23 protein-coding genes are annotated in these 26,062 nt (G+C 63.6%); 8 read left to right on the forward strand and 15 right to left on the reverse strand.

Annotated features, from left to right (window positions below):
* Nucleotides 1-98: 98 nt before the first annotated feature.
* The 7 genes from AB5Y93_RS13095 to pspA all read right to left on the reverse strand — a co-directional run bounded on the left by AB5Y93_RS13095 (nt 99) and on the right by pspA (nt 5,443).
* The gene (locus tag AB5Y93_RS13095; RefSeq protein ID WP_010674539.1) at nt 99-437 is read right to left on the reverse strand and encodes a 4a-hydroxytetrahydrobiopterin dehydratase; all 339 of its coding nucleotides are present in this window, start codon (nt 435-437) and stop codon (nt 99-101) included.
* A gap of 41 nt (nt 438-478) precedes the next feature.
* Nucleotides 479-1,273: a phenylalanine 4-monooxygenase gene (phhA, locus tag AB5Y93_RS13100; protein ID WP_368229552.1), complete on the reverse strand. Its 795-nt coding sequence runs from the start codon at nt 1,271-1,273 to the stop codon at nt 479-481.
* A gap of 166 nt (nt 1,274-1,439) precedes the next feature.
* The gene (locus AB5Y93_RS13105) at nt 1,440-2,483 is read right to left on the reverse strand and encodes a YcjF family protein (protein ID WP_368229554.1); all 1,044 of its coding nucleotides are present in this window, start codon (nt 2,481-2,483) and stop codon (nt 1,440-1,442) included.
* Nucleotides 2,484-2,532: 49 nt separating this feature from the next.
* Nucleotides 2,533-3,939: a YcjX family protein gene (locus tag AB5Y93_RS13110; protein WP_368229556.1), complete on the reverse strand. Its 1,407-nt coding sequence runs from the start codon at nt 3,937-3,939 to the stop codon at nt 2,533-2,535.
* 72 nt (nt 3,940-4,011) lie between these two features.
* Nucleotides 4,012-4,416: an envelope stress response membrane protein PspC gene (gene pspC, locus AB5Y93_RS13115; protein ID WP_010674535.1), complete on the reverse strand. Its 405-nt coding sequence runs from the start codon at nt 4,414-4,416 to the stop codon at nt 4,012-4,014.
* A gap of 106 nt (nt 4,417-4,522) precedes the next feature.
* Nucleotides 4,523-4,759 (reverse strand): envelope stress response membrane protein PspB, encoded by a 237-nt coding sequence (gene pspB, locus AB5Y93_RS13120; protein WP_005300084.1) that lies wholly within the window; start codon nt 4,757-4,759, stop codon nt 4,523-4,525.
* 3 nt (nt 4,760-4,762) lie between these two features.
* Complete coding sequence (pspA, locus tag AB5Y93_RS13125; RefSeq protein ID WP_010674534.1) at nt 4,763-5,443, reverse strand: phage shock protein PspA; 681 nt, start codon at nt 5,441-5,443, stop codon at nt 4,763-4,765.
* 196 nt (nt 5,444-5,639) lie between these two features.
* Between pspA and pspF the strand changes: the two genes are divergently transcribed.
* The 6 genes from pspF to AB5Y93_RS13155 all read left to right on the forward strand — a co-directional run bounded on the left by pspF (nt 5,640) and on the right by AB5Y93_RS13155 (nt 12,362).
* The gene (gene pspF, locus AB5Y93_RS13130) at nt 5,640-6,680 is read left to right on the forward strand and encodes a phage shock protein operon transcriptional activator (RefSeq protein WP_010674533.1); all 1,041 of its coding nucleotides are present in this window, start codon (nt 5,640-5,642) and stop codon (nt 6,678-6,680) included.
* Between the two features lie 136 nt (nt 6,681-6,816).
* On the forward strand, nt 6,817-8,412 hold the full coding sequence (gene sapA / locus AB5Y93_RS13135; protein WP_010674532.1) for an ABC transporter substrate-binding protein SapA: 1,596 nt from the start codon (nt 6,817-6,819) through the stop codon (nt 8,410-8,412).
* Between the two features lie 61 nt (nt 8,413-8,473).
* Nucleotides 8,474-9,433, forward strand: a complete 960-nt coding sequence (locus tag AB5Y93_RS13140) for an ABC transporter permease subunit (protein ID WP_010674531.1) — start codon at nt 8,474-8,476, stop codon at nt 9,431-9,433.
* Between the two features lie 89 nt (nt 9,434-9,522).
* Nucleotides 9,523-10,416: an ABC transporter permease subunit gene (locus AB5Y93_RS13145; protein ID WP_010674530.1), complete on the forward strand. Its 894-nt coding sequence runs from the start codon at nt 9,523-9,525 to the stop codon at nt 10,414-10,416.
* Between the two features lie 79 nt (nt 10,417-10,495).
* Nucleotides 10,496-11,494, forward strand: a complete 999-nt coding sequence (locus AB5Y93_RS13150) for an oligopeptide/dipeptide ABC transporter ATP-binding protein (protein ID WP_010674529.1) — start codon at nt 10,496-10,498, stop codon at nt 11,492-11,494.
* An 82-nt stretch (nt 11,495-11,576) separates the two neighbouring features.
* Complete coding sequence (locus AB5Y93_RS13155; RefSeq protein WP_039039015.1) at nt 11,577-12,362, forward strand: ABC transporter ATP-binding protein; 786 nt, start codon at nt 11,577-11,579, stop codon at nt 12,360-12,362.
* A 138-nt stretch (nt 12,363-12,500) separates the two neighbouring features.
* Here the strand turns inward: AB5Y93_RS13155 and AB5Y93_RS13160 are convergent, their stop codons facing one another.
* Both AB5Y93_RS13160 and AB5Y93_RS13165 read right to left on the reverse strand, forming a co-directional pair.
* Nucleotides 12,501-13,259, reverse strand: a complete 759-nt coding sequence (locus AB5Y93_RS13160; protein WP_368229557.1) for a tRNA-(ms[2]io[6]A)-hydroxylase — start codon at nt 13,257-13,259, stop codon at nt 12,501-12,503.
* 93 nt (nt 13,260-13,352) lie between these two features.
* Entirely contained in the window at nt 13,353-14,363 is a 1,011-nt protein-coding gene (locus AB5Y93_RS13165; protein ID WP_042863778.1) for a LacI family DNA-binding transcriptional regulator, read from the reverse strand.
* Between the two features lie 253 nt (nt 14,364-14,616).
* Between AB5Y93_RS13165 and ascF the strand changes: the two genes are divergently transcribed.
* Both ascF and AB5Y93_RS13175 read left to right on the forward strand, forming a co-directional pair.
* On the forward strand, nt 14,617-16,071 hold the full coding sequence (gene ascF / locus AB5Y93_RS13170) for a PTS cellobiose/arbutin/salicin transporter subunit IIBC (protein WP_368229558.1): 1,455 nt from the start codon (nt 14,617-14,619) through the stop codon (nt 16,069-16,071).
* Nucleotides 16,072-16,102: 31 nt separating this feature from the next.
* Nucleotides 16,103-17,533 carry a 6-phospho-beta-glucosidase gene (locus tag AB5Y93_RS13175; protein ID WP_368229559.1) on the forward strand — a complete coding sequence of 477 codons (1,431 nt, stop codon included), beginning with the start codon at nt 16,103-16,105 and terminating at the stop codon, nt 17,531-17,533.
* Nucleotides 17,534-17,622: 89 nt separating this feature from the next.
* Here AB5Y93_RS13175 and purF read toward each other — a convergent pair whose 3' ends face one another.
* From purF to AB5Y93_RS13205, 6 genes are all read right to left on the reverse strand, one after another.
* The gene (gene purF / locus AB5Y93_RS13180) at nt 17,623-19,143 is read right to left on the reverse strand and encodes an amidophosphoribosyltransferase (protein ID WP_010674523.1); all 1,521 of its coding nucleotides are present in this window, start codon (nt 19,141-19,143) and stop codon (nt 17,623-17,625) included.
* Between the two features lie 18 nt (nt 19,144-19,161).
* Nucleotides 19,162-19,653, reverse strand: coding sequence for a CvpA family protein (locus AB5Y93_RS13185; protein ID WP_010674522.1), 492 nt, complete (start codon nt 19,651-19,653; stop codon nt 19,162-19,164).
* 175 nt (nt 19,654-19,828) lie between these two features.
* On the reverse strand, nt 19,829-21,124 hold the full coding sequence (serS, locus tag AB5Y93_RS13190) for a serine--tRNA ligase (RefSeq protein ID WP_039039009.1): 1,296 nt from the start codon (nt 21,122-21,124) through the stop codon (nt 19,829-19,831).
* Between the two features lie 280 nt (nt 21,125-21,404).
* Nucleotides 21,405-22,742 carry a replication-associated recombination protein A gene (locus AB5Y93_RS13195; protein WP_368229560.1) on the reverse strand — a complete coding sequence of 446 codons (1,338 nt, stop codon included), beginning with the start codon at nt 22,740-22,742 and terminating at the stop codon, nt 21,405-21,407.
* A 67-nt stretch (nt 22,743-22,809) separates the two neighbouring features.
* On the reverse strand, nt 22,810-23,418 hold the full coding sequence (lolA, locus tag AB5Y93_RS13200) for an outer membrane lipoprotein chaperone LolA (protein ID WP_368229561.1): 609 nt from the start codon (nt 23,416-23,418) through the stop codon (nt 22,810-22,812).
* A gap of 77 nt (nt 23,419-23,495) precedes the next feature.
* Nucleotides 23,496-26,000 carry a DNA translocase FtsK 4TM domain-containing protein gene (locus AB5Y93_RS13205; RefSeq protein WP_368229563.1) on the reverse strand — a complete coding sequence of 835 codons (2,505 nt, stop codon included), beginning with the start codon at nt 25,998-26,000 and terminating at the stop codon, nt 23,496-23,498.
* Nucleotides 26,001-26,062: the final 62 nt, after the last annotated feature.

The raw sequence follows: 26,062 nt of genomic DNA on the forward strand, positions 1-26,062 counted from the left end.
CAGACTCGATCCCGCCAGTGCGAGCGCTCCCCCACAAAAATGCGGGCCTGCCCCGCTTTCACCGGGCAGGCCCTGTCTGTGCTGGCGCCAGACGGCGGTTACTTCATCAGCCCGTCGGTGCGGGCTGCCATGATGAAGTCGTTGCGATGCAAGCCGCCTATCTTGTGGGTCCACCAGCTCACGGTCACCTTGCCCCATTCGAGCAAGATCGCCGGATGATGGAACTCCGCCTCCGCCAGTTCTCCGAGGCGGTTGGTGAACGCCAGCCCCTCCTTGAAGTTGCGAAACACAAATTCACGACGCAGTTGCAGCTCGCCGTTGACCACCAGGGGCTGCCAGTCTGGGATGAGGTGCATCAGCTCCCCCAGCTCCTGATCGCTCACCCTGGGGGCATCGGCGCGGCACGCCTCGCATCGTTGACTCGCCAGTTCAGTCATTCGGGACTCCTTTCATGAAACATCGTGGGAATGAATACGGGTCAGCTCGCCTGCTTGCCGGCAACGGGGGCAAAGCGGGGTGGACGCAGGCCAAGACGACGGGCCTCGGCCACGGCCGCCATGATCCCCTGCCCCTCCAGACCATAGAGGGTATCGAGACGAGGCAGCACGAAATAGGTCGGCTGCATGATGTCGATGCGATAGGGGGTACGCAGGATCTCCAGCAGATCGAAGGGTTGCAGCTCGGGCTTTCCCGAGAGGGCATAAGCGGTCTCGCCGATGGAGGAGAGAATGCCGCCGCCGTAGATGCGCAGCCCCTCCTCCCCCTGCAGGAGACCGAACTCCACCGTGAACCAGTAGAGCCGCGCCAGATAGACCCGCTCCTCCTTGCTGGCATGGAGTCCGAGCCGACCATACAGGTGGGTGAAGTGGGCAAAGGCCGGGTTGGTCAGCATGGCGCAGTGGCCGAAGATCTCGTGGAAGATGTCGGGCTCTTGCAGGTAGTCGAGCTCGTCCCGGCGGCGAATGAAGGTAGCGACGGGAAAACGGCGATCAGCGAGCAGCGCGAAGAAGTGATCAAAGGAGATGAGGGCCGGCACCGCCGCCACCGACCAGCCGGTGGCGGGCATCAGGGCGGCGTTGATCTCGCCCAGCTGGGGGATGCGGTCCAGAGGCAGGTCGAGGCGTGCCAACCCGGTCTGGTATTCGTCGCAGGCCTTGCCATCGAGCACCGCAAGCTGGCGTCCAATCAGGATCCGCCAGGTGCCGTGCTCCTCGTACGTGTAGTGGACCCGGCCCTGCCCATCCGGTTGGCGGGCCGTGTAGAGACTTGCCATGAGTGCTCCCATCCTTCGGGTGCCAGCCGCCATCCGGGCGGTCACTGGCCGTTGAGTCATGGGATCACTGTAACGGTTTGCCCCTCAAAAAAGCAGCCGACCCCGGGGTCGGCTACTTTTGACAATTGTAAATAATTTGTGACATCCATGTCGGGTGCCAGCCACCTCACGACTTGTTGAGATAACCCGCCAACTGGCCGATCAGCCGCTTGCGCAGCTCGCCCAGTTTCGGCTTCTCGTCGGCACACCAGGGGAGCGGACGACAGGCTTCCATGGTACGCATCCCGAGGCGCGCGGTGAGCAACCCGGCCCCGACCCCTTGGGCGGCGCGGGCGGAGAGCTTGGCGGTCAGCTCGGCGCCCAGCAGATCCATCCCTACCTCGGTCACCAGCTCGGTGGCCCCCGTATAGAGCATGTTGCGAAACACCTGACGAATGAGGCGGATGCGGCTCCAGTAGCCGAGCTCGATGGCATAGACATCGGCGATGTCCTCGATCATCCGCAGGTTGCGCCAGAGCATCAGCATCATGTCGACGGTGGCGAGCGGACTCAGGGCCACCAGCACGGCGGCCTCCCCCGACCATTTCGCGACGCGGGCCTGGGCCAGCTTGTCCCGCTCGGTGAGCACCAGCTGGCTGTAGAGGGTCAGCACTTCCCGATCGCTGTGGCTCTCGTCAAGCTGGGATAACCAGGTACGATACCCTTCCCGCCCCTTGTCACCGCTCTTCTCGGCCAGGGCCTCGCAGAAGGCCTGCCCCTGACCGACCCCCTGATGGGACAGCAGATCCTCGGCTCTTGAGCGCACATCCTGGCGCCGCTTCAAGGTGCGCAGCCGCAGCCATTCGCGCCCCGCCACCCCGGCGGTGCCCACCGCCACCAGGCCGGAGGCAAGCAACCAAGCGCCGCCCCAGAAGGGGGAGGCGGCAAACTGATCCACCAGAAAAGCGCCAAACTGGCCAAGGGACAACAGCCCCACCCCACCCAGCCCCCAGGCCAGCAGACGATGGCGGCGCCGAGGCCTGACGTTAAGCGCGGGTTCCACCACGGTGAGCTCGTCCAGCGCGTCCAGAGGCTCGAAGCTCTCCACTTCCAGCCGCCGGGCCGGGGCCGGTGGCTGCGCTTCGTTTGCCACCGAGGGCGCGGGCTCCAGCGTCACCTTGCCTTGCAGGGGAGCGGCGTCATCGGTGCGCCATCTTGTCTGATCGTTCATCGCATTCTCTCCTGTGGGCGCCCCTCGAGCACAGCGGGCCACCCACCCGTTATTCGAGGTGATCCCCGAGCAGGAATTCCAGCGCCGCATCGAGCCGGATATGGGGGAGCGCCTGATGGGCGCTCATGGGCAACGGGCGAAAGGCCTGAAAATCAAACCCTTGAGTTTTCCACCACTGCGCAGGCGGGATCTGGGCAGGCACCTCCCCCGGGAAGAGCAGCAAGGGTTCGCCCGAGAGGGTAGTGCCACGAATGGCGGGAAATTCCCGTCCGTCGGCCACCCCCTTGCCCACCTCGGTGGCCTTGATGGCGGCCAGCGCCAGGCATTCTGTCTCTATCCCCTCGAAGCGGGCCTGACCCCGGCCACGGCTCACCAGGTGCTGCAGGAGCGACACCAGAGGCCCGTGCTGCTCCGGCGTGACGTGATCGGCCTTGCTCGCCACAAACAGCAGCTTGTCGATGCGCGGGGAGAAGAGGCGGCGCCACCAGTTGCTCTTGCCGTAGGCGAAGCTTTCCATGATGCGGGCGATGGCCTGCTGCATGTCACCAAAGCTCGCGGCACCGGCATTGAGGGGCGCCAGGCAGTCCACCAGCACGATCTGGCGATCAAAGCCTGCAAAGTGCTGCTCATAGAAGCCCTGTACCAGATGCTGCTTGTACTGCTCGAAGCGCTGCTTGAAGGTGGCGTAGAGGGTGCCGTCTTCGGGGGAGTGTGTGGGCATCTCCCAGACCCAGGGCACGAATTGCAGCAGCGGCGCACCGGCATACTCGCCGGGCAACACGAAACGCCCGGGCTGGATGAGGTGAAGCCCGAGCCCCTGCTTGCAGGCGTGCAGATAATCGGTGTAGCGGGCGGCCAGTTCGCTGGCGGCCCGCTCCTCGAAGGCTTGATCTGCCTGCCAGAGCGGCGTCAACCAGCCTGCCGCCAGGGCTTGCAGCTCGGGGCGGCACAGTTGCTCCCGCACCTGCTCGCTCCACTGCTCGTAGTTCAGATCCAGCAGCGGCAAATCCAGCAGCCACTCCCCGGGATAATCCACCAGATCCACATAGAGGGTGGAGATCTCCCCCAGGTGCCGACGCAGCGGATGGCGGGTGCGATAACGGATCTCGAGGCGTACCTCGGCCACCCCCCGGGTCGGCGCGGGCCAGGCGGGCGGATCGCCAAACAGGGCATCGAGGCCCCGTTCATAGGGAAAGGTGGGAATGTGGGCGTTTTGCTGGGGCACCCGGCGAGCACCGAGGATGCGTCCCTGGCGCTGGGCGTCCCAGAGTGGCAGACGACCGTCGATGGCCGCGTGCTCCAGTTGATTGACCAGCGCCGTGATAAACGCGGTCTTGCCACTGCGAGAGAGGCCGGTGACCGCCAGCCTGATGTGGCGATCCCGAGCCCGGTTCACCGCGTCAACGGCCTTGTGCTGGAGCACCGACCAGGAGTGTTCGAGTTTGTTGCGTATCAAGGCGGGTCTTCTTCTCCTTGTGATCACATCAGAGAGACGGCCGTGAGGCGGTATCCTCGCGGCCCGGCACGACTAGAGCTTGCTGAACTCCCGTTGCAGGGTGAACTCCTTGGAGGTCACCAGCTTCTCGATGCGCTGCACCCTGGGCTCCAGTGCATCCAGCTCCTGGCCGATGCGGGCAAGGGCCTGATGAGGTGTGACGCCTGCCTGCCAGCTGCGCGCCTTCATCCGCACCTCTGCGAACTCGGCATCTTCCTGGGAGTAGAGGGTGACCGGCTTCTTGTCGAGCAAGAACCAGGCGGCAATATAGGCGGTGAAGGTAATGAAACCGGCGAAGATGAGACCACTGATGGCCAGCAGCCGCACGATCCAGGTCTCCACCCCGAAGTACTCTGCCAGACCGGCACAGACCCCGGCAATCTTGCCCCGCTGGGGATCCCGGTACAAGTTGCGCCCTTCACGACTGACACTGTTCATACCTTGTTCCTCCAACCGGGGGCTTCCGCATCCAGAATCGACGCCAATACGGTTTCGGCCCGCTCCGGCTTTTTGCCACAGTCATGACATCTCTCATTGAAAACCGTCATACCTTGTTTCTCCAACCAGGAACCTCGGCATCCAGAATCGACTCCAGGGCGCCGACCCGTTCCTGCATCTTCTCGGCACGCACCAGCAAGCCCTGCAGCTGTTCACGCTCACCATCGGCAAGACCGGCGCCAATGCGTCCCTTGGCGCGGTAGTGCAGCACCAGCCAGATGGGGGCCACCACCACCATGAAGACCACCATGGGAACCATCAATACACCCAGCAGATCTTCCATCTGTTACTCTCCCTGTTTCGGTGCCGGATTGTGCTGGCCCAGCTTCTGGCGCATGGCTTCCAGCTCGCGGCTGATCTGGTCGTCCGCTTCCAGCTCGGCAAACTGCTGGGCGAGCGCCTTGTCGGACTGCCCCAGATCGGCGCGGGCTTCCATCTCGTCGATGCGGCGCTCCATGCGCTCGAACTTGCTCACCACGGCCTGACTGTCGCCACGGGCCACCTGGCTTTGCACGTTGAGGCGGCTGCTGGCGGCTTCGCTGCGAATGGCCATCGCCTTCTGGCGGGCACGGGCGTCTTCCAGCTTGGCTTCCAGCTGACGGATCTCCTCCCCCAGCTTCTCGATGCCGCTGTCCACCGCCTGCTGTTCCCGAGACAGGGCGTCGGCAAGCTCCGCCTGCTTGCTCTTCTCGATGAGGGCGGCACGGGCCAGATCTTCGCGCCCTTTAGTCAAGGCCAGCTCGGCCTTGCCCTGCCACTCGGCGACCCGCTCCTGATGGCGGCTCACCTGACGGCCGATCTCTTTTTGATTCGCGAGGAAGCGGGCCAGATTGGAGCGCTCCTTCACCAGTTCATCTTCCATCTCCTGGATGATCAGACGCACCATCTTCTGGGGATCTTCCGCCTTGTCGAGCAGGGCCGTCAGATTGGAATTGATGATGTCGGCCAGGCGAGAAAAAATGCTCATGATTGTACTCCTGTGATAGGCATCGGGTTGTGTCTCCATTGACAATGGCAACTTGTGTGCCAATCTGGAACAACATTTAACTAGTTGATTTATATGGGCACTCAGAATGCAGTTCAAGTCCCGGGGAAACAAGTGATGATTAAAATAACCAACTTTTGGTAAGATTAACCAGATTTTTCAACTCACAGGGGCAGGGATGACCACGGCCACGGAAAGTCTGTTGGGTGAATCCAACGCATTTCTAGAAATCATCGAGCAGGCATCGCGCCTCGCGCCGCTGCGCAAGCCCGTGCTCATCATCGGCGAGCGTGGGACCGGCAAGGAGCTCATCGCCCACCGCCTACATTATCTCTCGGATCGCTGGGATCAAAGCTTTGTCACCATCAACTGCGCCACCTTGAGCGAGAGCCTGCTGGAAACCGAGCTGTTCGGCCACGAGGCGGGCTCCTTCACTGGCGCCGCCAAGCGTCATCAGGGGCGCTTCGAGCGGGCCGACGGCGGCACCCTGTTCCTCGACGAACTGGCCACCACCAGCGCCCGGGTGCAGGAAAAACTGCTGCGGGTCATCGAGTACGGGGAGTTCGAGCGGGTGGGCGGCGCCAAGCCCCTCAAGGTGGATGTGCGGCTGGTGTGCGCCACCAACGAGGATCTGCCTGCACTGGCACAGAAAGGACGGTTTCGTCACGACCTGCTGGACCGGCTCGCCTTCGACGTCATCACCCTGCCCCCCCTTCGGGAGCGGCGCGAGGACATCCTGATGCTGGCGGAGCACTTCGCCCACGGCATGACCCGGGAGCTGGGGTATCCGCTCTTTGCCGGCTTCTCGCGCAAGGCGACCCAGCTGCTGCAAGATTACCCCTGGCCGGGCAACGTGCGGGAGCTCAAGAACGTGGTGGAGCGCAGCCTCTATCGCCAGGGCAACCCCCAGCTGCCGCTGGCGGAGCTGGTGCTCAATCCCTTTGACTCCCCCTGGCGCCCCCGTGCCCGAGGTGACGCCGCCCCTTCCACGGACGCGCCGACCTCGGCAGAGACGGCCCCGACCCTGCCGCTGGATCTCAAAGGGGCGGTGGCGGAGTACGAGATTAATTTACTCAAGCAAGCGATGCAGCAATCCCAGTATAATCAGCGCAAAGCAGCCCAGTTGCTGGCCCTGAGCTATCACCAGTTCCGGGGGATGCTGCGCAAATATCAATTGCTGGACGGGGATGACAACAGTGGCAACCAGGAGGCGGGCTGATGCCTGGCACCGGGTCTGTGCGCGCGGATAACGCGGCGCACGTCACCCCCGACGGGAGCGCCTGCCCGGCCGCCCCCCGCAACGCGCCCGCCCCCTGGCGGGCAACTTTGTCTGAAAACATGGTTCCAACATGAGAATGCTCACCCCCCTGCTGCTTGGTCTCCTGGTCCTGGTCAGCGGCTGTCAGAAACGCGATGAAGCCTCCAAAACCGGGCTCATCTATTGTGCCGAAGGGGCACCCCGAACCTTCAACCCGCAGCTTGCCAATTCGGATGCGACCCTGGATGCCAGTGCCCGCCCCATCTACGATCGCCTGCTCGAGGTCAATGCCAACACCCTCGGCATCGAAGGGGGGCTCGCCACCCGCTGGCAAAGCAGCGAGGACGGCCTCTCCTATACCCTGACCCTGCGCAAGGGAGTGACCTTCCACCGAACCCCCTGGTTCAGCCCGACCCGTCACTTCAATGCCGACGACGTCCTGTTCACCTGGCAGCGTCTGCTGGACGAACACCACCCCTTCCACGCCGTCTCCGGCGGCGAGTACCCCTATTTTTACAGCCTGGGGCTCGGCAACCTCATCAAGCGGGTCTACAAGAAAGGGCCCTATGAGGTGGTGTTCGAGCTGAACCGCCCCGATGCCTCCTTCCTCGCCACCCTGGCCAGCGACTACGCCATCGTGCTCTCCGCCGAGTACGGGGAGCAGATGCTAAAGGCCGGCACTCCGGCGCTGCTGGACAGCCGCCCCATCGGCACCGGCCCCTTCAGCTTCAAGGAGTATCGCCACAACGAGTTCGTGCGCTACCTGCGTCACCCCGGCTACTGGGGCGGCGAGGCCAGAATGGAGCAGCTCATCTACGACATCACCCCCAAATCCTCCAAGCGCCTTGCCAAGCTGCTGACCGGCGAGTGCGACGTGATGAGCACCCCCTCTGCCAGCCAGTTGTCGGTGATAGACAAAGACTCCCACCTGGATCTGTCGGTGCAGTCGGGGATGAACGTCGCCTTCCTCGCCCTCAATACCCGCAAGGCCCCTTTCAACAAGGTGCAGGTGCGCCAGGCCCTCGCCAGCGCCATCAATGTGCAGAATCTGCTGCAGGCGGTCTATTTCGAGACCGGCCAGAGCGCCGCCAGCCTGCTGCCGCCCCTCTCATGGGGCTACAACCCCTCCCTGCCCCAGCGCAAGCCGGATCTCAAGCTCGCTCGCCAGTTGCTCAAGGACGCGGGCTACCCCAACGGCTTCGAGATGCAGGTGCTGGTGCAACCCGGCGCCCGTCCCTACAACCCGGACGGCCTCAAAACGGCGCAACTGATGCGCAGCGATTTCGCCAAGATTGGGGTGAGCCTCAAGATAGTGCAGCAGGCCTGGCCGGTCATCGAGACCCGGCTCGCCCATGGACAATATGACAGCCTGCTCTCGGGCTGGATCGCCGACAACGCGGATCCGGACAACTTCTTCCGCCAGTTGCTGAGCTGCGCCGCCGTCGAGCGGGGCAACAACTACAGCCGCTGGTGCAGCCCGGCGTTTGATCAGCTGCTGGACGATGCGGTGACCACCCCGCAGCTCGCCTTCCGCCTGCGCAACTATTACTATGCCCAGTCCCTGCTCAACGAGCAGTTGCCGCTCATTCCCCTGGCCCATGCCCTGAGAACCCAGGTGAGTCGCAGCGACATTCAGGGGCTGACCCTGATGCCCTTTGGCGGCACCACCTTCAACCAGGCCCATCGGGAGTGACCATGACAGATAACCACTCCATCGTCGGGCCATCGGCGCACCGTCCCCAGGAGGCATAAGCATGTTTTTCTATATCCTGCGCCGCATCACCCTGCTGGTGATCACCCTCCTGGTGCTGACTCTGGGGGCCTACCTCCTGGAGTTTCGCCTCATCACCCAGGTGCTGGATTTCTGGCACGGCTATCCTGACTTCCTCCAGCGCATCGCCGCCGGGGATTTCGGGCTCTCCAGCGTCTCCGGCCAGCCGGTCCTCGACGAGATCCGTCACTACTTCCCGGCGACCCTGACCCTCTGCCTCGCCGCCTTCGCCATCTCGCTGCTGGTGGGCATCCCTCTGGGCACCCTCGCGGCCCTCTATCAGGGGCGCAGCCCGGACCTCTCCATCATGGCCGCCGGCCTCGTCGGCTATGCCATCCCGGTCTTCTGGCTGGGGCTGCTGATGGTGATGTTCTTCTCCCTGGATCTTGGCTGGCTCCCCTCCTCCGGCCAGATCAGCCTGCTCTACGACGTGCCCTCCATCACCGGGATCGCCATCGTCGATGTGCTGATGAGCCAGGAGCCCTGGCGGGAGGCGGCCCTGCACGACGCCCTGCGCCATCTGGTACTGCCTTCCCTGGTGCTGGCCGTGGTGCCCACCACCGAGGTGATCCGCCACGTGCGCAGCTCCCTCATCGACGTGATGAAACAGAACTACATCAAGGCCGCCGCCAGCCGCGGACTCTCCCGCCGCCAGATCGTCTGGCGTCACGGGCTCAAGAACGCCCTGCCCCCGGTGTTGCCGCTGCTGGGGCTGCAACTTGGCAGCGTGCTCACCTCCGCCATGATCACCGAGGTGGTGTTCGACTGGCCCGGCATCGGCCGCTGGCTGGTGAGCAGCATCGCGCTGCAGGACTATGCCGCCATCCGCGGCGCCTTCCTGGTGGTGGCGAGCTTCGTCATCTTCATCAGCGTCAGCACCGATCTGCTGACCACCATCATGTATCCGGCACGGCGTAAAGAACTCTATGCAAGACAAGATTGATTGCGGTCTGTGGATAAACCACGGCGGCCCATGGGCCACCGGCGCACAGGCGTGCCCATCCCCTTGCGACCAGCACGGGAGCCTGCATCATGCACGATAAATCGAACATCTATCCGGAGCTCAAGATCCTCTCCCCCCTGGAGCAGACATGGGCCTCCTACCGGCGCAACCCGCTGGCCATGGCGGGGCTCTGGTGCTTCGGGCTGCTGCTGCTGGTGACCCTCATCGGTCCCCTGGTGATCCCCTACGGCATCGACGATCAGCACAGCAACCACCTGCTGCTCGCCCCCTCCTGGGCCAACAGTGGCAACATCGATTACTTCCTGGGAACCGACGATCTGGGGCGCGACATCCTCTCCCGTCTGGTGGCCGGGGCTAGGCTCACCTTCGGCAACGCCCTGCTGGTGGTGCTCATCGCGCTGGTCATCGGCTCGGCCATCGGCATCCTCGGCGGCATGAGCAAGGGGGTGAAGTCGAGCGTGCTCCATCACCTGCTCGATACCCTGCTCTCCATCCCGTCCCTGCTGCTGGCCATCATCGTCGTGGCCATCCTGGGGCCGGGTCTGTTCAACACCCTGATCGCCATCACCCTAGCGCTGATCCCCCCCTTCATCCGGGCGACCTACAACGCGGTCCACGCCGAGATGCAGAAGGAGTACATCATCGCAAGCCGCCTCGACGGCTCTCCGCCCCAGCGGATCATGCGTCTGGCCATCTTGCCGAACATCGTCGAGACCCTGGTGACCCAGACCACCCGCACCCTCTCCGCCGCCATCCTGGACATCTCGGCGGTGGGCTTCCTCGGTCTCGGGGCCCAGTCTCCTCAGCCGGAGTGGGGTGCCATGCTGGCCGATTCGAGCGATCTTATCTATCTGGCCCCCTGGACGGTGACTCTGCCCGGGATGGCCATCCTGTTCAGCGTGCTGGTGACCAACCTGGTGGGCGAAGGCATTCGCGAAGCACTCAAAGAGGGGAACGACTGATGTTGCCAGCCTTGTTATCTATCCCCGCCCCCGGACGCCCTGAGCGACCCGGCTGCGCCCTGAACGGGAGACATTGCTGATGCCCCTGCTCGACATACGCAACCTCACCATCGAAATCGACACCCCCCAGGGAAAGGTCAAGGCGGTGGACAGAGTCAGCCTGACCCTGAACGAGGGGGAGATCCGCGGGCTGGTGGGGGAATCCGGCTCGGGCAAGAGCCTGGTGGCCAAGGTGATCGTCGGCATCCAGAAGGACAACTGGACGGTGCGCGCCGACCGGATGCGCTTCAACGACATGGATCTGCTGACCATGGCGCCCAAGGAACGGCGCCGCATCATGGGGCGGGAGATAGCGATGATCTTCCAGGACCCCATCAGCTGCCTCGACCCCTCGGAGGAGATAGGCACCCAGCTCGAAGAGGCCATCCCCACCAGCGCCTTCACCGGCAAGTTCTGGCAGCGCTTCCAGTGGCGCAAGAAGCGGGCCATCGCCCTGCTGCACCGGGTCGGGGTCAAGGATCACCGCAAGGTAATGCGGGCCTATCCCCACGAGCTGTCAGACGGCATGTGCCAGAAGGTGATGATCGCCATGGCCATCGCCAACCAGCCGCGCCTGCTGGTGGCGGACGAGCCCACCAGCGCCATGGAGTCCACCACCCACTCCCAGATCCTGCGGTTGCTGGACAAGATGAACAAGCTGGGCAATACCACCATCCTCATCATCAGCAACGACATCGCCGCCATCGCGAACCTGACCGACACCCTCAACATCATGTATTGCGGCCAGATGGTGGAAGTGGGGACCCGGGACCAGATCCTGGAATCCCCTCACCACCCCTATACGGATGCCCTGCTCAAGTCCATCCCGGACTTTGACAAACTGGTGCGCCACAAGTCCCGGCTCGAGACCCTGCCCGGGGTGATACCGCCGCTGCAGCATCTGCCCATCGGCTGCCGCCTCGGCCCACGCTGCCCCTACGCCCAGAAGCAGTGCGTGCAGACGCCGCTGATGAGCAAGGTCAAGGGGCATCAGTTCAGTTGCCACTTCCCCCTCAACATGGAAGAACCGAAGAAATGAACCGGCACCAGACCCTGATCCGGGGCACCTGCCCGCCCTGTCAGCCCCTCTATCCGGCGAGCGCACCCAAGGAGACCACGTCGTGACCGAACCTTCCCTGTTGCAGGTCAGGGGCCTGTGCAAGACCTACCAGAACCGCACCGGCCTGTTCAGGCGCCGCGCGGTGGAGGCGATAAAGCCCCTCTCGTTCGATCTCGAGGTGGGCCAGACCCTGGCCATCGTCGGGGAGGCGGGCTCGGGCAAGAGCACCCTGGCCCGCATTCTGGCGGGCATGATTGAACCGAGTGGCGGGGAGATCGCCATCGAGGGGCAACCCATGGTCCACGGCGATTACCAGACACGCTGCAAGCTGCTGCGGATGATCTTCCAGGACCCCAACACCTCCCTCAACCGGAAAATCCGGGTCGGCCAGATCCTGGAGACCCCCCTTCGCCTCAACACGGCCCTGAGCGAGGAGGAGCGCCGGGAGAAGGTGATCCAGACCCTGCGCATGGTGGGCATGCTGCCCGACCACGCCCTCTTCTATCCCCAGATGCTCTCCGCCGGCCAGCAGCAGCGGGTGGGGCTGGCACGGGCGCTCATCCTCAATCCCAAGATAGTGGTGGCGGACGAGGCACTCTCGACCCTGGATATTTCGGTACGCTCCCAGATCATCAACCTGCTGCTGGAGATGCAGGAGACCATGGGGCTGAGCTATGTGCTGGTGGCCAACGATCTGGGGATCGTGAGCCACATCAGCGACGAGGTGCTGGTGATGCACGAAGGCCGTGTGGTGGAGCGCGGCAAGACCTTGCGGGTCTTCGCCGATCCCCAGCACGACGTCACCCGCCGCCTCATTCAGAACTACAACAACGAATACCGCCGCTGATCCCGCGGCGCGTTTCCCCTTGCGCCAGACATAAAAAAACCCGGCCTGATGTCTCATCAGTCGCCGGGGGATTGCGCTCAAAAAGTGATTGCGTCGCTCGTAGTAGGAACAGGGGAATGGTAGGCAGCCCCCGTCACCTCAACAACTGTCAGATCTGACAGGCAGTCCGCTATGGAACCGGAATTGCGGATCCGGCGAATAGATGAGCTCGGCCTCCAGGCGACCGAAGAAGGCCACCCGCTCGCTGATGTCTTCGTCTGCGAACGTCTGTGCCAGGGCCAGGTAGTCCTGATAGTGACGCGCCTCCGAGCGCAGCAGGGAGACATAGAAGCGGCCAAGCTCCTCGTCCAGATGAGGGGCCAGCCTGGCAAAACGCTCGCAGGATCGCGCTTCGATATAGGCACCGATGATCATCTTGTCCACCACGGCCGCCGGCTCGTAGGTGCGCACATGGGTCAGCAGGCTGCGGGCATAGCGGGAGGCGGTGACGGGACCATAGGGGATGCCCCGTGCGGCCATGATCTCCAGCACCTGCTCGAAGTGGTGCAGCTCCTCCTGGATGAGGCGCACCATGGGGAACAGCAGGGGATTGCGCTCCAGCTCGGCAAACACGCTCCTGTCTGATTCGCCCATGGTGCGCTTGCCGAGGATCTCCGCCTTCTCCGGCAAGGCATCGAGCTCCCGGTAGAAAGTCAGCTTGGGCAGCAGGTGACGCTTCTCCTTGGGCAGGCAGTAGCGGCGCACCAGGCTGTGGGCGGTGAGTGCCGCCTTGTTCTCGCAGTTGGCGTGATCGATAAGCAGGGTCGGCAACTGGGCGGGATCCCGCGCCATTTCCACCCACTCATCCGGGGTCTCGCAATACAGGAACTGGCGAACGGGGGCTAACAGGTCATCCATCTGAACTCTCATCTGTTGATACGACACGCGGCGCCTGGCGCCGGGGGGCCTATGCTAACGGATCCCGCCCGGCCTGCCCACCGCCATCATGGCTCAGCCCGTCAGACGCCTGAGGGAGTCGCGGCGGATCAGGGTGCCGCTGAAGGCGGGCAGTGCGTCCCGGCTCCCCTCCTCCACCATGGTGATCAGGCGGTTGATGGTCTCCTGGATCATCCCGTTCACCGGCATCTTGACGCTCGACAGCGCGGGAATGACGTAAGGGGCCAGGGGAATGTCGTCAAACCCCACCACCGAAACCTCGTCAGGCACCATCACACCGGCTTCGTGCAGCCGTTTGATGGCCCCGATCGCCATGTCATCGTTGCTGGCCACCAGGGCGCTGAAGCGAGCGCCTCGCGCCAGCAAGGTCGAGACGGCGGCCGCGCCACAGGCGGGGGTCCATTTGCCGGGGGCGATCAAGGTCTCCTGCACCGGGATGCCGTGCCGGATCAGCGCCTGTCGGTAACCGGCCAGGCGCTCGGCGCCGGTGGGGGAATCCGCAGAGCCTGCGATGAAGGCGATCTCCCTGTGCCCCATGGCCACCAGCTTGTCCACCACCGCCTCCGCCGCCGCCTGCTGGTCCGCATAGACGCAGTGGGCCGGATGGCGGCTCAGACGCCGGTTGAGCACCATGATGGGCTGCTCATGCTGCTCGATGATCTCGTCCATCTCCTCCACCCCAAGAAAGCGCGGATAGATGATGACGCCATCGCAACGGGAATCGAGCAGATACTGGATTGCCTGGCGCTCCTCGTCGGCGCTGTGCTTGCCGTCCGCCAGTATGAGCTGGCGCCCCCGATCCTCGGTCATCCGCGCCACCTGGGAGAGCAGCTCGCCGAAGTAGACGCCGTGGTAGAGGGTGTTGGTGACCACCAGTCCCAGGGTCCGGGTGTGCCTGGTCGCCAGCTGCCTCGCCACCAGGTTGGGGCGATAGCCGCACTCCTCGATGGCCTGCTGCACCCGGTCCCGGGTCTCCTGGCTGGTGTAACCATTGCCCGACAACACCCGGGAGACCGTCGCCTTCGACACCCCTGCCCGCCTTGCCACCTCCAGCATCGTCGTCATTGTGTTCTCCCTTGCTCGTTACGGGGCGCAGTGTACTGCACCGCCCCCGGCTTGTCGTCGCACGAATGGTGTGCTGGCCCGGGTTCAGTGATCCCATTCACGGATCCGGACGCTCGCTGCACAAGGTGCTTGTCTCCCGCGCTCAGGCCGCGCACTCTATGTGGAACCGGTTCCACATTCGGTTTCATGCGCGTTCCCGCCCTTCGCGGCGGCGGGGGCGAGCAGGCCCACTTGGTGAAAAGGATCTACCTCGATGTCAAAAAACTATGCGGCTCTGGCCGGTACCGTCATCACCGCACTCGGCGGCGCCGACAACGTCGTCGCCGTGACCCACTGCATGACGCGGCTGCGCTTTGTGCTGGGCGATCCCGCCCGGGTCAATGGCCCTGCCCTCAAGGCCATCACGGGCGTGCTCGGGGTGGTGCAGGCGGACAACCAGTGTCAGGTGATCATCGGCAACACCGTCTCCCACGCCTATCGCGAGGTGCTGGCCCTGCTGCCCCAGAGCGGCGGGCAGACTCCGCTTGCGGAGGCTTCCGCTGGCTGGAGCCTGCGCCGCATGGGCGCTGCCATCCTCGACGCCCTGATTGGCACCATGTCCCCCCTCATCCCGGCCATCATCGGCGGCTCCATGCTCAAGCTGCTGGCCATGGTGCTGGAGATGACCGGCGTGCTGGAGAAAGGCTCCTCGACCCTCACCATCCTCACGGTGGCCGGGGATGGGGCCTTCTTCTTCCTGCCCCTGATGGTGGCCGCCTCCGCCGCCGTCAAGTTCAAGACCAACATGTCCCTGGCCATCGCCATCGCTGGCGTGCTGGTGCACCCCAGCTTCATCGAGCTGATGGCCAGAGCCGCCGAGGGGGAGCAGGTGACCTTCGCCCTGGTCCCGGTGACCGCGGTCAAATACACCTACACCGTCATTCCGGCGCTGGTGATGACCTGGTGCCTCTCCTACATCGAGGGCTGGGTCGACCGCATCACCCCGGCGGTCACCAAGAACTTCCTCAAACCCATGCTGATCGTGCTGATCGCCGCACCGCTCGCCATCCTCTTCATCGGCCCCGTCGGCATCTGGATTGGCACCGCCATCTCCGGCCTGGTCTACACGGTCCACGACTACCTGGGCTGGCTGTCGGTGGCCATCATGGGGGCGCTCTGGCCCCTGCTGGTGATGACCGGCATGCACCGCGTCTTCACCCCGACCATCATCCAGACCATCGCCGAGACCGGCAAGGAAGGCATGGTCATGCCCTCCGAAATCGGCGCCAATCTCTCTCTTGGCGGCTCGTCCCTGGCGGTGGCCTGGCGCACCCGTAACCCGGAACTGCGCCAGACGGCGCTCGCGGCGGCCGCCTCCGCCATCATGGCGGGGATCTCCGAACCCGCGCTCTACGGTGTGGCCCTGCGCCTCAAGCGTCCGCTCATCGCGAGCCTCATCAGCGGCTTTGTCTGCGGCGCCGTCGCCGGCATGGCGGGGCTCGCCAGCCACTCCATGGCCGCCCCCGGGCTCTTTACCAGCGTGCAGTTCTTCGATCCGGCCAACCCCATGACCATCGCCTGGGTGTTCGGCGTGATGGCCCTCTCGGTGGTGCTCTCCTTCGTGCTGACCCTGGTGATGGGGTTCGAGGACATCCCGGTCGAGAGCCCGGCTCCCCGCGCCGAGCCCGTGCAACCCGTCGCCACCAGCCAGGCGCAGGCCGGGCTGTGACACCCCATTCAGACATGACAAGAGGTAACCAATGTCGTTAACAAGATTTCCCGAGGGCTTTCTCTGGGGCGGTGCCCTGGCCGCCAATCAGGCGGAGGGCGGCTATCTCGAGGGGGGCAAGGGGCTGACCACGGTGGACATGATCCCCCATGGCCCGCGCCGCATGGCGGTCAAACTCGGCCAGGAGAAGCGCATCACCCTGCAAGATGACGAGTTCTACCCAAGCCACGGGGCCATCGACTTCTATCACCGCTATCAGGAGGACATCGCCCTGATGGCCGAGATGGGCTTCACCGTGTTTCGCACCTCCATCGCCTGGGCCCGTCTCTACCCCAGGGGGGACGAGCGCGAGCCCAATGCCGAGGGCATCGCCTTCTACCGCGCGGTGTTCGAGGAGTGCAGAAAGTACAACATCGAGCCCCTGGTGACCCTGTGCCACTTCGATGTGCCCATGCACCTGGTGACCGAGTACGGCTCCTGGCGCAACCGCCAGATGGTGGAGTTTTTCACCCGCTACGCCCGCACCTGCTTCGAGCAGTTCGACGGCCTGGTGAAGTACTGGCTCACCTTCAACGAGATCAACATCCTGCTGCACAGCCCCTTCTCCGGGGCGGGGCTGGTGTTCGAGCAAGGGGAACACCAGGATCAGGTGAAGTATCAGGCCGCCCACCACGAGCTGGTGGCCAGCGCCCTGGCGACCCGGATCGCCCACGAGGTGAACCCGGCCAACCAGGTGGGCTGCATGCTGGCGGGGGGCAACTTCTACCCCTACTCCTGCAAGCCCGCCGACGTCTGGACCGCCCTCCAGAAAGATCGGGAGAACCTCCTCTTCATCGACGTGCAGGCCAGGGGCGCCTATCCGGCCTATGCGCAGAGGGTGTTTCGTGACAAGGGGGTCACCCTGGTGAAGGGGCCGGAAGATGACGAGATCCTCAGGCACACCGTGGATTTCGTCTCCTTCAGCTACTACGCCTCCCGCTGCGCCGCCGCCGACATGAATGCGGGCAACACCAGCGAGGCCAACGTGGTCAAGTCCCTGCGCAATCCCCACATCGAGGTGAGCGAGTGGGGCTGGGGTATCGATCCCCTGGGCCTTCGCATCACCCTCAACACCTTGCACGATCGCTACCAGAAGCCGCTCTTCCTGGTGGAAAACGGCCTGGGGGCGGTGGACGAAATGAACGAGCAAGGGGAGATAGAGGACGACTACCGCATCGACTACCTGCGCGCCCACATCGAGGCCATGGGGGACGCCATCGAGGACGGCGTGCCCCTGATGGGGTACACCAGCTGGGGCTGCATCGATCTCGTCTCCGCCTCCACCGGCGAGATGAGCAAGCGCTATGGCTTCGTCCATGTGGACAGGGACGACGCCGGCCATGGCACCCTGGCCCGCCGGCGCAAGAAGTCGTTCTGGTGGTACCAAAAAGTGATCGCGAGCAACGGGGAGGATCTGGCCTGAGGCCCCCTCAGTTTCGCCGCAAGGCGCATCCATGCAACAGGGGGGCCGAGGCCCCCCTGTTGTTCATCACGCTGGCAATCTGAAAACGTTTAACTGCCTTCGTTGAAGATCTCGAGGTTGCTGGTCCCTTCCTGCCACTCGCGCACGGCCTTGTTGTCGTCGCTGCGCAGGGCGTTCAGGTGGTCCAGATAACCCTGATCCACGTCGGAGGTCACATAGTGACCGTTGAAGACCGAGGTCTCGAAGTGGCGCAGCTCGGGGTTGATCTCCCGCACCGCCTCTTCCAGATCTTCCAGATCCTGGAAGATGAGGCCGTCGGCACCGATAAGCTTGCACACCTCTTCCACTTCACGACCATGGGCAATGAGCTCGTTGGCGGTGGGCATGTCGATGCCGTAGACGTTGGGGAAGCGAATTTCCGGTGCGGCCGAGGCGAAGTAGACCTTGGCTGCCCCCGCTTCACGGGCCATCTGGATGATCTGCTCGGAGGTGGTGCCCCGCACGATGGAGTCGTCCACCAGCAACACCTTCTTGCCCTTGAATTCGGAGCTGATGGCGTTGAGCTTGCGGCGCACCGACTTCTTGCGCTGGGTCTGGCCCGGCATGATGAAGGTACGGCCGATGTAGCGGTTCTTCACGAAGCCCTGACGGTACGGCAGGCCCAGGGTGTGGGCGATTTCCAGCGCCACGTCGCAGGAGGTCTCGGGGATGGGGATGACCACGTCCACGTCGAGATCATCCCACTCCCGTGCGATCTTCTGGCCCAGCTTGCGACCCATGTTGAGGCGGGCGGCATAGACGGAGACCTTGTCGATGAAGGAGTCGGGACGGGCGAAGTAGACGTATTCGAAGATGCAGGGGTTCATCTGCGGGTTCTCCGCACACTGCTCGGAGAAGAGCTGGCCCTGCTCGGTGATATAGATGGCCTCGCCCGGGGCGACGTCACGCACCGTCTCGAAACCGATGGCGTCGAGGGCCACGCTCTCGGAGGCGAGCATGTACTCCACCTGCCCCTGCTCGTCGACCCGGCGACCCAGGATCAGCGGGCGAATGCCGTTGGGGTCGCGAAAGCCGATGAGGCCGTGGCCGATCACCAGAGAGACCACGGCATAGGCGCCGCGGATCTGCTGGTGCACCTTGCGCACCGCCGAGAAGATATCTTCCGGGCGCAGCGCCATCTTGTCGCACAAGTCCAGCTCGTGGGCCAGCACGTTCAGCAGCACTTCGGAGTCCGAGGTGGTGTTGATGTGGCGGCGGGCCACCTTGAACTGCTGCTCCTTGAGCTCCTTGGCGTTGGTGAGGTTGCCGTTGTGGGCCAGCACCATGCCGTAGGGAGAGTTCACGTAAAACGGCTGTGCCTCTGCCGCACTGGAGCTGCCTGCGGTGGGATAACGGACGTGTCCGATGCCGATATTCCCTTTCAGGCGCTGCATGTGGCGCACTTCAAACACATCCTTCACCAGACCGTTGGCCTTGCGTTGCCGGAAGTTTCCACTGTCAATGGTCACGATCCCGGCGGCATCCTGTCCCCTGTGCTGCAACACCGTCAAGGCGTCGTAGAGGGCCTGATTGACGGGGGTGGTGCCAACTATACCGACAATACCGCACATGTCTTTGCTACCTCGAAGTCACTGTACCTGTTGAAGAAAACTGGACGAGTTCATCATGAACCCGAAAAACCACTGGATCACCGGCTTGAACTCCGGCACCAGCCTGGACGCCACCCACCAGTCGCTCTGGGAGAGGCTGGTGAAGGTGTCCATGAAAAACAGCAGGGCGCTGACGATCAGCACCCCGCGAATGGCGCCAAAACAGACCCCGAGCACCCTGTCTGTGCCGGAAAGCCCGGTCTTTTCCACCAGCAGGCCCACCACGTAGTTCACCACGCTGCCGAGGATCAGGGTCGCCACGAACAGGGCGGCGATGGCCAGACCGTTGCGAACCATGGCATCGGAGAAAGAGGTGAAATAGACGGCGAGATCGGGATAGAAATGGCTGGCAATGAAAAAGGCGACGAACCAGGTGACCAGAGACATGGCCTCCTTGAGAAAGCCGCGCACCAGGCTGATGAGGGCGGAGAAACCGACGATGCCGATGATGGCGTAATCAATCCAGACCATAGAAAAAGATGTCCTGCGAAATTGCGGCGCAGTCTAACAAAAACGATTGCGCAATGCTTGATAAAATTGTGTTACAGGCCCGAAGGGAGCTATCCCTTCCCCTTGCGGCGGGTTTCCCGGGCCCAGAATGCACAACGCCATGGCATGCCATGGCGTTGTCGTCTGCAACGAGCGCTTACCCGATGTGGGTCAGGCCGCCCATGTAGGATTGCAGCGCAGCCGGGATGGCGATGCGGCCATCTGCCTGCTGGTAGTTCTCGAGCACGGCCACCAGGGTACGACCCACCGCCAGACCGGAACCATTCAGGGTGTGAATGAGCTGCGGCTTGCCGTCGATACGCACGCGAGCCTGCATGCGGCGCGCCTGGAAGTCGGTGCAGTTGGAGACGGAGGAGATCTCGCGATAGGTGTTCTGGGCCGGCAGCCACACTTCCAGATCGTAGGTCTTGGCGGCGCAGAAGCCCATGTCACCGGTGGAAAGCGCCATCACGCGATACGGCAGCTCCAGCAGTTGCAGCACCTTCTCGGCGTGACCCACCATCTCTTCCAGGGCATCCCAGGATTTTTCCGGGTGCACCAGTTGCACCATCTCGACCTTGTCGAACTGGTGCATGCGGATGAGGCCACGGGTATCACGACCGTAGGAGCCCGCTTCGGAGCGGAAGCAGGGGCTGTGGGCGGTCATCTTGATGGGCAGCTCCTGCTCGTCGAAGATCTCGTCACGGGCCATGTTGGTGAGCGGCACTTCGGAGGTCGGGATGAGGGAGAACTTGCGCACCTTGCCTTCGTCTTCCCCTTCCCCTTCGATGCCGGTATTGAAGAGGTCCTGGGAGAACTTGGGCAGCTGGCCGGTACCGTACAGGCTGTCCGGGTTGACCAGATAGGGCACGTAGCACTCGGTGTAGCCGTGCTGCAGGGTGTGCAGGTCCAGCATGAACTGGGCCAGGGCGCGGTGCAGACGGGCAATCTGGCCCTTCATCACCACGAAACGGGCACCGGAGAGCTTGACGCCGTTCTTGAAGTCGACCCCCTTGGCCGCCTCACCCAGATCGATGTGATCGCGCACAGGGAAATCGAACTCACGCGGGGTACCCCAGCGGCGGACCTCCACGTTGTCGTTCTCGTCACGGCCCACCGGGGTGGTCTCGCTCGGCAGGTTGGGGATGGCGTCGGCGATCCCCTTGAGCTGGGCCAGCAGGGCCTCCAGCTCGACCTTGCTGGTCTCGAGCTCGTCGTTGATCTTGGTCACCTCGGCCTTGAGGGGGGCAACATCTTCACCACGACGGGCAGCCTCACCGATGGACTTGGAGCGGGCGTTGCGCTCGGCCTGCAGCTCCTGGGTGCGGGACTGCAGATCCTTGCGTTTCTCTTCCAGAACATTGACCGCCGCTACGTCCAGAACGTAGCCACGTGTCGCCAGACGAGCGGCAGCTTCGGTGATGTCGCTGCGCAGATATTTGGGATCCAGCATGGTTTACCTACTTTTTTTAATGGGATCTGGGCCCGGGTCATCGTGACCGGGTTGGAAAACAGATCCGGAAGTTAACATCGGTTGGCGCACCCCTTTGCCTTCGGAATCGGGCCTTCGAAATCAAGAAGATGGTGCAAGGCCAAGACAACCGGGGTCAGACGGGCAGTGTAGCAGACCGCCCCCCCGCCCGAACAGGGACTATTGCGCCCGTTTTTGCCGGGCCCCCCTCCCCTGATGCCCTTGCCGTGCGCTTTCCGGGCAAGGGGCTTGAAGGTCTTTCCTATCGCTTGCGCGGGCTCTGCTTGTCCAGCTCGTGCAGATAGTCGAGCTTCTGGGCTATCTGCTTCTCAAGGCCTCGCTCGGTGGGCTGATAGTACTGCTTGCCGGCAAGCTCCGGGGGGAAGTACTGCTCGCCGGCGGCATAGGCCCCCGGCTCGTCGTGGGCGTAGCGATACTCGGCGCCGTAGCCCAGCTCGCTCATGAGCTTGGTCGGGGCATTGCGAAGGTGCGGCGGCACCTCGAAGTCCGGCAGGTTCTTGGCGTCGTGAAGCGCCGCCTTCCAGGCGGTGTAGACCGCATTGCTCTTGGGGGCGCAGGCGAGGTAGACGATGGCCTGGGCGATGGCCCGCTCACCTTCCGCCGGACCGATGCGATGGAAGCAGTCCCAGGCCGAGAGCGCCACCTGCATGGCACGGGGATCGGCGTTGCCCACGTCTTCCGAGGCAATCGCCAGCAAGCGGCGGGCGATGTAGAGGGGATCGCAGCCGGCGCTCACCATGCGGGCATACCAGTAGAGGGCCGCATCCGGCGCCGAGCCGCGAATGGACTTGTGCACCGCCGAGATGAGGTCGTAGAAGTGATCGCCGCCCTTGTCGAAACGGGCCACGTGCTCCCCCACCACGGCGGCGAGCAGGGTACTGTCGATCACCCGCGCCCCTGAGCTGTCGGCCTCGGCCATGTCGGCCAGGAGCTCCAGGTAGTTCAGAGACTTGCGCCCGTCCCCGTCCACGGCTTTCGCCAGCGCCTCCTTGGCCCCGGGGGCAAAGCGCAGGCTAGGGTCATTGAGACCGCGCGGGTCCTGCATCGCCTGATCGATCATGGCGAGGATGTCCTGCTCCTCCAGCCTCTTGAGCAGATAGACCCGGGCCCGGGAGAGCAGCGCATTGTTGAGCTCGAACGAGGGGTTCTCGGTGGTGGCGCCGATGAAGGTGATGGTGCCGTCTTCGATGTGGGGCAGGAAGACATCCTGCTGGCTCTTGTTGAAGCGGTGGACTTCATCCACGAACAGGATGGTGCGCACCCCGCGCCAGCCGTTCTCCTTCGCCTTGTCGAGGGCCGCGCGGATCTCCTTGATGCCGGAGGTGACCGCCGAGAGCCGCTCCACCTCCGCCTGGCAGTAGTGGGCAACCAATTCTGCCAGTGTGGTCTTGCCGGTGCCGGGGGGGCCCCAGAGGATCATGGAGTGGCAGTGCCCCGCCAGGATCGCTTTTCGCAGGGGCTTGTCCAGCCCCAGGATATGCTGCTGGCCGATGTACTGCTCGAGGGTTTGCGGCCGCATCCGGGCCGCCAGCGGACGAAAGTCCGAGGAGAAATCCAGGGATAAATTGCTCATCTGCATTGACCTTGCATCTGACCGATCGTCCATGACGCCCGGTCAGACGATAACGCCGGTAACGGCTGGCTCATCAGCGCTGGTCGTCCAACTCGACCCCCTTCGGGATCTTGAAGACAAATTCGTTGCCCTTGAGCACCGGCTTGCGGTTGAAGCTGCTCAGGGTGAACTCGCTCCACTGGCCCTGGGCCTCTTTCACGTCGAAGCGACTGATGTTGTTCTGACGGTCGAAGGTGATGCGAAAGGAGGCGATCAGCTCGTCCTTGTTGCGACTGGTGACGGTATAGACATCCCCTTCCTGGATCACGTCATAGTTCTTCCAGAGGCTATTGTCGTTGCCCGCGATGAGCACGAAGGGGGTGTTGAGCACCGCATCCTTGATCTTGAGGGCGGTGACCTGCTCGACGAAGGGGTCGTACACCCACACATCCTTGCCATCGGCCACGATCAGACTCTCGTCCGGGGAGGTAGTGTGCCAGTTGAAGCGGTTGGGTCGCTGCACCAGCAGGGAGCCGCTCGCCTTTTGCAGCTCCTTGCCCTTGCTGTCATAGACGGTCTGGGCAAACGTCGCGGAGAAGACATTGACGGAGGAGAGCTTCTCCTTGAGATCGCTGGCCGCATCGGCCCACACCTGGCTGCTGGCGACCAGCAGAATGGAACCCATCAACAGTTGTTTTTTCATCAGGCTCTTCATAGGGAGGTTCTCGATAAAAGGCCACGCCCGCAGAGGGCATGGCCAGAATGATACAGGAGTTAGGCTTAGTCACGAACCGGCGGCGGTGCCAGCACGTCGCGCTGGCCGTTGCCGCCCGGGGCGCTGACGATGCCCTGGTTTTCCATCTGCTCGATGAGACGGGCCGCCCGGTTGTAACCGATCTTGAACTTGCGCTGGACGCTGGAGGTGGAGCCACGGCGGGATTCCACCACGAAGGCCACCGCCTCGTCGAACAGGGGATCGAGCTCTTCATCGCCGCCCCCGCCGAAGTCGCCACCGCCGCCCTCGCCGTCCGACTCGCCGGAGAGGATCTCGTCGATGTAATCCGGCTCCCCACGCAGTTTCCAGTCCGCCACCACCTTGTGTACCTCGTGGTCATCGACGAAGGCACCGTGGACACGGGTGGGGTTGGAGGTGCCGGCAGGCATGTAGAGCATGTCACCCATGCCGAGCAGGGATTCGGCGCCCCCCTGGTCCAGGATGGTGCGCGAATCGATCTTGCTCGACACCTGGAAGGAGATACGGGTCGGGATGTTGGCCTTGATGAGGCCGGTAATGACATCCACCGACGGACGCTGGGTCGCGAGGATAAGGTGAATACCAGCCGCCCGCGCCTTCTGGGCGATACGGGCGATCAGCTCCTCCACCTTCTTGCCGACGATCATCATCATGTCGGCGAACTCGTCCACCACCACCACGATGTGGGGCAGTTTTTCCAGCTCCGGCGGCATCTGATCCATGGAGTCGCCCGGACGCCACAGTGGGTCGACCAGGGGATCTCCCGCCTCGATGGCGGCCAGCACCTTGTCGTTGTACCCCTTGAGGTTGCGCACCCCGACCGCGGACATCAGCTTGTAGCGACGCTCCATCTCGCCTACGCACCAGCGCAGGGCGTTGGCGGCATCCTTCATGTCGGTGACCACCTCAGTCAGCAGATGCGGAATGCCTTCGTAGACCGAGAGCTCCAGCATCTTGGGGTCGATCATGATGAAGCGCAGGTCCTCGGGGGAGGATTTGTAGAGCATGGAGATGATCATGGTGTTCACCCCCACCGACTTGCCCGAGCCCGTGGTACCGGCCACCAGCAGGTGAGGCATCTTGGCAAGGTTCACCACCACGGGTTCCCCCGCGATGTCCTGACCCAGCCCCATGGTGAGCGGATTGCGGCTGGCCGCGAACGCCTCGCAGTCGAGGGTTTCCCGCAGGTAGACGGTCTGGCGTACCCGGTTGGGCAGCTCGATCCCGACGAACGTCTTGCCCGGGATCACTTCTACCACCCGCACGCTGCTGGCAGAGAGAGAACGGGCGAGATCCCGGGAAAGATTGGTGATCTTGCTCGCCTTCATGCCCGGCGCCAGGTCCAGCTCGAAGCGGGTAATGACGGGACCGGGATAGACGCCCACCACCTTGGCCTGCACGTTGTAATCGGCGAGCTTCGCCTCCACCAGCCGGCCCATGCGCTCCAGCTCGTCCTTGCTCATCATCTGGGTCTTGGCGGGCGGCCTGTCCAGCAGATCGATGCTCGGCAAAGGGGCCAGACCGGGCTGGGGACGGCGCTTGGCTTTCACCGGCGCAGCGGCAACGGGAGCATCGGGTTCGTCATCCCCCTCCGCCCAGGGCAAGTCGAGGTCATCTTCTTCCTGGCGCACGGCGGGACGCGGACGGCCATTGGCCACGCGCTTGCCCTTGGCGGCAGGCGTCGGAGCCTCGTCCTCTTCGTCGTCAAACTGCGGATCGAACTGGAAGGTGTCTTCGTCAAGCTCCGGCAGCCATTCGTCAGCTTTTGTCTTTTGAGCGCGATTCTTCGCCTTGGGGTTGCGTGTCCAGCTGCCGTGGGGGTCTTCGTCATCCTCTTCCTGATCGAAGCTGCCCACGCCCCCTTCCAGCAGGGGATCCGGCCCCTCATAGCGGGGCTGGCGCCAGCCACCGGTGAGCCAGCGGCCCAGAGTGGTGGGGAAATGGTAGATGGCGCTGACAGAGCCGGTGCAGGCTGCACCGATGCGCTCGACGATGGTGAGCCAGGACCAGCCGGTAAAGAGGGTGATGCCGGTCGCCACGAAGCAGAGCAGCATCAGGTTGGCCCCCACGCCGCCAAACAGCGGCACCACGGCGGAGGCGATCACATCCCCCACCAGGCCGCCGGCGGAAAAGTTCTGCAAGTCGTTGAAGTTCATGCTGGCGATGGCGGACATGCCAAGCACCGTCAGCACGAAGCCGATGATCCGTACCGACAGGGTGAGGTAATCCACTTCCAGCAGCTTGCTCGGGCGCCAGAACAGGCTCCAGCCAAGCAGCACCACCAGAGGGGGCACCAGATAGGAGAAGGCCCCGAAGGTAAACATGGTGATGTCGGCGAGCCAGGCACCGGCGCTGCCCGCGAGGTTCTTCACCTCCCCTTGCCAGGAGGTTTGCGACCAGCCGGGATCGGCGGGATGGTAGGTCAGCAGGGCAAGCAAAAGATAGGCAGCCATCAGGGTGATGGCGATCAAGACGGCCTCGAAGATCCGTTGTGTACCTGATAAAGGAGTAAACAGCTTTTTATCGGCCAAACTCCGGCTCCTTTGTGAAAACATGAATGCGGGGATAGGGGGCCTAGTATCCCTGAAAAGCC

The organism is Aeromonas sp. R10-1 (assembly GCF_040908465.1).
Lineage (GTDB): Bacteria > Pseudomonadota > Gammaproteobacteria > Enterobacterales > Aeromonadaceae > Aeromonas > Aeromonas caviae.

Coding starts and splice junctions, on each gene's coding strand:
- AB5Y93_RS13095 (WP_010674539.1), bottom strand. CDS start 437: ATGACTGAACTGGCGAGTCAACGATGCGAGGCGTGCCGCGCCGATGCC.
- phhA (WP_368229552.1), bottom strand. CDS start 1,273: ATGGCAAGTCTCTACACGGCCCGCCAACCGGATGGGCAGGGCCGGGTC.
- AB5Y93_RS13105 (WP_368229554.1), bottom strand. CDS start 2,483: ATGAACGATCAGACAAGATGGCGCACCGATGACGCCGCTCCCCTGCAA.
- pspC (WP_010674535.1), bottom strand. CDS start 4,416: ATGAACAGTGTCAGTCGTGAAGGGCGCAACTTGTACCGGGATCCCCAG.
- pspB (WP_005300084.1), bottom strand. CDS start 4,759: ATGGAAGATCTGCTGGGTGTATTGATGGTTCCCATGGTGGTCTTCATG.
- pspA (WP_010674534.1), bottom strand. CDS start 5,443: ATGAGCATTTTTTCTCGCCTGGCCGACATCATCAATTCCAATCTGACG.
- pspF (WP_010674533.1), top strand. CDS start 5,640: ATGACCACGGCCACGGAAAGTCTGTTGGGTGAATCCAACGCATTTCTA.
- sapA (WP_010674532.1), top strand. CDS start 6,817: ATGCTCACCCCCCTGCTGCTTGGTCTCCTGGTCCTGGTCAGCGGCTGT.
- AB5Y93_RS13140 (WP_010674531.1), top strand. CDS start 8,474: ATGTTTTTCTATATCCTGCGCCGCATCACCCTGCTGGTGATCACCCTC.
- AB5Y93_RS13145 (WP_010674530.1), top strand. CDS start 9,523: ATGCACGATAAATCGAACATCTATCCGGAGCTCAAGATCCTCTCCCCC.
- AB5Y93_RS13150 (WP_010674529.1), top strand. CDS start 10,496: ATGCCCCTGCTCGACATACGCAACCTCACCATCGAAATCGACACCCCC.
- AB5Y93_RS13160 (WP_368229557.1), bottom strand. CDS start 13,259: ATGGATGACCTGTTAGCCCCCGTTCGCCAGTTCCTGTATTGCGAGACC.
- AB5Y93_RS13165 (WP_042863778.1), bottom strand. CDS start 14,363: ATGACGACGATGCTGGAGGTGGCAAGGCGGGCAGGGGTGTCGAAGGCG.
- ascF (WP_368229558.1), top strand. CDS start 14,617: ATGTCAAAAAACTATGCGGCTCTGGCCGGTACCGTCATCACCGCACTC.
- AB5Y93_RS13175 (WP_368229559.1), top strand. CDS start 16,103: ATGTCGTTAACAAGATTTCCCGAGGGCTTTCTCTGGGGCGGTGCCCTG.
- purF (WP_010674523.1), bottom strand. CDS start 19,143: ATGTGCGGTATTGTCGGTATAGTTGGCACCACCCCCGTCAATCAGGCC.
- AB5Y93_RS13185 (WP_010674522.1), bottom strand. CDS start 19,653: ATGGTCTGGATTGATTACGCCATCATCGGCATCGTCGGTTTCTCCGCC.
- serS (WP_039039009.1), bottom strand. CDS start 21,124: ATGCTGGATCCCAAATATCTGCGCAGCGACATCACCGAAGCTGCCGCT.
- AB5Y93_RS13195 (WP_368229560.1), bottom strand. CDS start 22,742: ATGCAGATGAGCAATTTATCCCTGGATTTCTCCTCGGACTTTCGTCCG.
- lolA (WP_368229561.1), bottom strand. CDS start 23,418: ATGAAAAAACAACTGTTGATGGGTTCCATTCTGCTGGTCGCCAGCAGC.